Annotated in this window: 3 protein-coding genes and 1 pseudogene; 1 reads left to right on the forward strand and 3 read right to left on the reverse strand. The window is 69.5% G+C overall.

What is annotated here, in order from left to right; translation table 11 throughout:
- A pseudogene (locus ACTHL9_RS14045) lies at positions 1 to 735 on the reverse strand (pyruvate dehydrogenase (acetyl-transferring), homodimeric type); the annotation flags it as partial.
- A gap of 183 nt (positions 736 to 918) precedes the next feature.
- Between ACTHL9_RS14045 and ACTHL9_RS14050 the strand changes: the two are divergent.
- Positions 919 to 1,674: an SDR family oxidoreductase gene (locus ACTHL9_RS14050; RefSeq protein WP_440519911.1), complete on the forward strand. Its 756-nt coding sequence runs from the start codon at positions 919 to 921 to the stop codon at positions 1,672 to 1,674.
- A gap of 19 nt (positions 1,675 to 1,693) precedes the next feature.
- Here the strand turns inward: ACTHL9_RS14050 and ACTHL9_RS14055 are convergent, their stop codons facing one another.
- Both ACTHL9_RS14055 and ACTHL9_RS14060 read right to left on the reverse strand, forming a co-directional pair.
- On the reverse strand, positions 1,694 to 2,095 hold the full coding sequence (locus ACTHL9_RS14055) for a sterol carrier family protein (RefSeq protein ID WP_440519912.1): 402 nt from the start codon (positions 2,093 to 2,095) through the stop codon (positions 1,694 to 1,696).
- A 142-nt stretch (positions 2,096 to 2,237) separates the two neighbouring features.
- Complete coding sequence (locus tag ACTHL9_RS14060; RefSeq protein ID WP_440519913.1) at positions 2,238 to 3,254, reverse strand: asparaginase; 1,017 nt, start codon at positions 3,252 to 3,254, stop codon at positions 2,238 to 2,240.
- Positions 3,255 to 3,280: the final 26 nt, after the last annotated feature.

Genomic DNA, 3,280 nt, shown 5'->3' on the forward strand with positions numbered 1-3,280 from the left:
TTCGCCGTCGCCGAGGAACGCCCACACGTGCTGGTCCGAGGTGTCTTTGATGCCTCGATGCTGCAGGTAGCGGTTGGACTGGGCCTGATAGATCGCGTTCATCGGGCCGATGCCCATCGACACCGTGGGGAACTCCCAGAAGGAGGGCATGAGCCGGGGATGCGGGTAGGAGGAGAGGGCGTGCCCCTCGTGGGACTTCTCCTGGCGGAAGCCGTCAAGGTCTTCCTCCGTGAGTCGGCCCTCCATGAAGGCTCGCGCGTACATTCCGGGCGAGGCGTGGCCCTGGAAGAAGACCTGGTCCCCTCCGCCGGGGTGATCCTTGCCCCGGAAGAAGTGGTTGAAGCCGACCTCGTAGAGGGTCGCCGCGCCGGCGTACGTCGAGATGTGGCCGCCTACGCCGACCCCCGGCCGCTGTGCCCGGTGGACGAGGACCGCCGCGTTCCAGCGCATCCACGCCCGGTAGCGGCGCTCGGTCTCCTCGTCGCCCGGGTACTCCGGCTCCTGGTCGGCCGGGATGGTGTTGACGTAGTCCGTCGTCGTGACAAGCGGGACTCCGACGCTCTGGGCCCCGGCCCGCTGGAGGATGTTCCGGACCATGAACTGGGCGCGCTCGGTTCCGCGCTCCTTCACGAGCGAATCGAAAGACTCGATCCACTCGGCGGTCTCTTCAGGGTCGTGGTCGGGCGGTGTCCCGAGCCCGCCGAGGATCTGCTGGGTATGCTCTCCAGTCAACACGTCGAACCTCTTTCCTGCGCGCCGGGTTGCGCGCGCTCGTCCTGGGGACGTCGTCATCCCTGGGATGGCTGGTCTGCATCGTCTCCTTGATTTCGTATAATGGAAACGATTTATTGCAATGTGGATTAAGAGTGGCTTGTCGGCGTGACGTGCGTCAAGCTCGGCTCAGGATGAGGAGGCTGTATGAAGGAGAACCCGCGGGTTGCCGTGGTGACGGGAGCCGGTTCCGGGATTGGCCGGGCGGTGGCCCGCAGGCTGCTTGAGGAGGGGTGGAACGTTGCGCTCGCCGGGCGCCGCGCCGCCCCGCTTGCCGAGAGCGCCGAGGGCTTCGCGGACCGCGCGCTTCTGGTCGCCGCTGACGTCAGCGCGGCCGACGACGTCGAGCGCCTCTTCGCCGAGGTCACCCGCCGCTGGGGCCGGGTCGACGTGCTCTTCAACAACGCCGGGACATTCGGGCCGAGCGGGGATGTCAGCGAGATCTCGCCAGCGGACTGGGAAGCTGTTGTGGGGGTCAACCTCACCGGCAGCTTCCTCTGCGCGGCGGCGGCGTTCCGGGCGATGAAGTCGCAGAGTCCGCAAGGCGGCCGGATCATCAACAACGGCTCGATCTCGGCTCACACGCCGCGCCCCAAATCCGTCGCCTACACGGCGACGAAGCATGCGATCACCGGCCTCACGAAGAGCATCGAGCTCGACGGGCGGCCCTACGGCATCACGTGTGGGCAGATCGACATCGGCAACACCCGCACCGAGATCATGACGGCCCTCGGCGTCGGGCAGGGCGCCCTTCAGGCTGACGGCTCGCGCCGCATCGAGCCGACCTTCCCCGTCCAAGAGGCGGCCAACGCCGTCGTCCTCATGGCGTCCCTGCCGCCCGAGGCGACCATCGGGTCGCTCCTCATCACGGCCTCCGGGATGCCGTTCGTGGGACGGGGGTAGGCCGTCGGACGGGGTTGGCCTACGCGAGCGGCATGAGCCCGCTCAGGTCGGTCCGCGTCCCGGACGCGCTGAGCTTGCCCGTGGCCACGGCGTCGAGCCACGCCATAGATCCCGTTGCGAGCGCGAGCCAGGTCTCGCCGTCGGTCTCCACGACGTTCGGGGGAGTGCCGCGCGTGTGCCGGGGTCCCTCGATGCACTGGGCGACCCCGAATGGCGGCACCCGCACCTCCACGGAGTTCCCCGGTGCGCGGGCCGCAAGTTCCTCGAGCGTGTAGCGCACTGCGGTGGCCAGGACCGACCGGTCCACCGGGGCCAAGGGGGCCCCTCCCGGTTCCGCGATCCCGTCTCCCTCGCGGGCTGCGAGCCATTCGCTCACCGCGGCGCGGCCACTGTCCACCGGGATCCTCCGTCGTGCGGGCATGGTCAGCCTCCCTTGCTGGTCCTGAGGGCCACGCTACCCAGCGCTCCTGTCCGCTTCTAGGCGCCCCGAGTGCGTGTTCCGCCGAAACGCGCCGCTTCCTGACTGATCGGGGAAGAACAACTGGACAGGAGCGCGGGAGGGGTCAGCCCAACAGCGCCGACACAGCACGCCCGAGCCGGATCCGCCCTACGGCCCGACCGCCGCCCATGACGGGCTCTACAACGTCCTCGAGCACGCGCGCGACCTCGGGGACGTCAACCGCGTCGGCCGCGGCGAGCATGGTGAGGCCCACGAGGGTAGTGGCGCGCAGGCTCCCGTCCAGCATCTTCACGGCCGCCGTGGCACCCTGGGGCGTGGCGAGGACCAGGATGCCCTCGGCACCGATCTTCGCGATGATCCCCAGCTCGTCCATGACCACGGTGTTCTCGCGGCCTTTGCCCTGCACGGCCCAGGCGTAGTCGAGCATGGAGGTGACGATGGTGGCGGCCCGGGCATCGCCCGCTTCGCCGCGCATCCCCGGCGCTTTGGCCAGCTGCGAGTAGGCCCGCGCGAGGCCGGTCAGCGACATCGCGGCGACGGGAGCCCCGCAGCCGTCGATGCCGAGGTGGGCGATCGGTTCGCCCGTGTACTCCTCGATCGTCTCGAGGACGCGCTGCTGAAGCGGGTGGTTCGGCTCGAGGTAGCTCCCGCGGCCCCAGCCGTTGACCGAGCACGCCCAGAGGAAGGCGGCGTGCTTCCCGGAGCAGTTGTGGGCCAGGCGCCGCTTGCCGATTTCCGTGCGCACGAGCCAGGCGCGTGCCTCCTCGTCCCGCGGCCACGCGGGCGGGCACTGGAGGTCCGCCTCCCGCACGCCAGCGGCTTTCAGCATCCCCTCGACGACGTCCAGGTGATCGAGCGATCCCACGTGCGAGCCACACGCGATCGCCACCTGCGGGCCCCGAAGCGGGACGCCGCTGCGCATCGATGCGAGCGCCTGAAGCGGCTTGAGCGCCGAGCGGGCGTAGACGGGGGTCCGAATGTCGCCGAGTTCGGTCACCACGCTGCCGTCCCCGGCGAGAACGACGGCGGATCCGAGGTGCCGGGACTCGACGAAGCCGCTGCGTTCGATCACAGCGAGTTCCACGGCGTCGTCCGCCGTGAAAGTTGCGTGGGTGGCCATGTGCGAAGTCTATGCTTCGCGTGCCG

Origin of the sequence: Sinomonas sp. (assembly GCF_051955515.1) — a bacterium.
Classification (GTDB): domain Bacteria; phylum Actinomycetota; class Actinomycetes; order Actinomycetales; family Micrococcaceae; genus Sinomonas.

Coding starts and splice junctions, on each gene's coding strand:
- ACTHL9_RS14050 (WP_440519911.1), top strand. CDS start 919: ATGAAGGAGAACCCGCGGGTTGCCGTGGTGACGGGAGCCGGTTCCGGG.
- ACTHL9_RS14055 (WP_440519912.1), bottom strand. CDS start 2,095: ATGCCCGCACGACGGAGGATCCCGGTGGACAGTGGCCGCGCCGCGGTG.
- ACTHL9_RS14060 (WP_440519913.1), bottom strand. CDS start 3,254: ATGGCCACCCACGCAACTTTCACGGCGGACGACGCCGTGGAACTCGCT.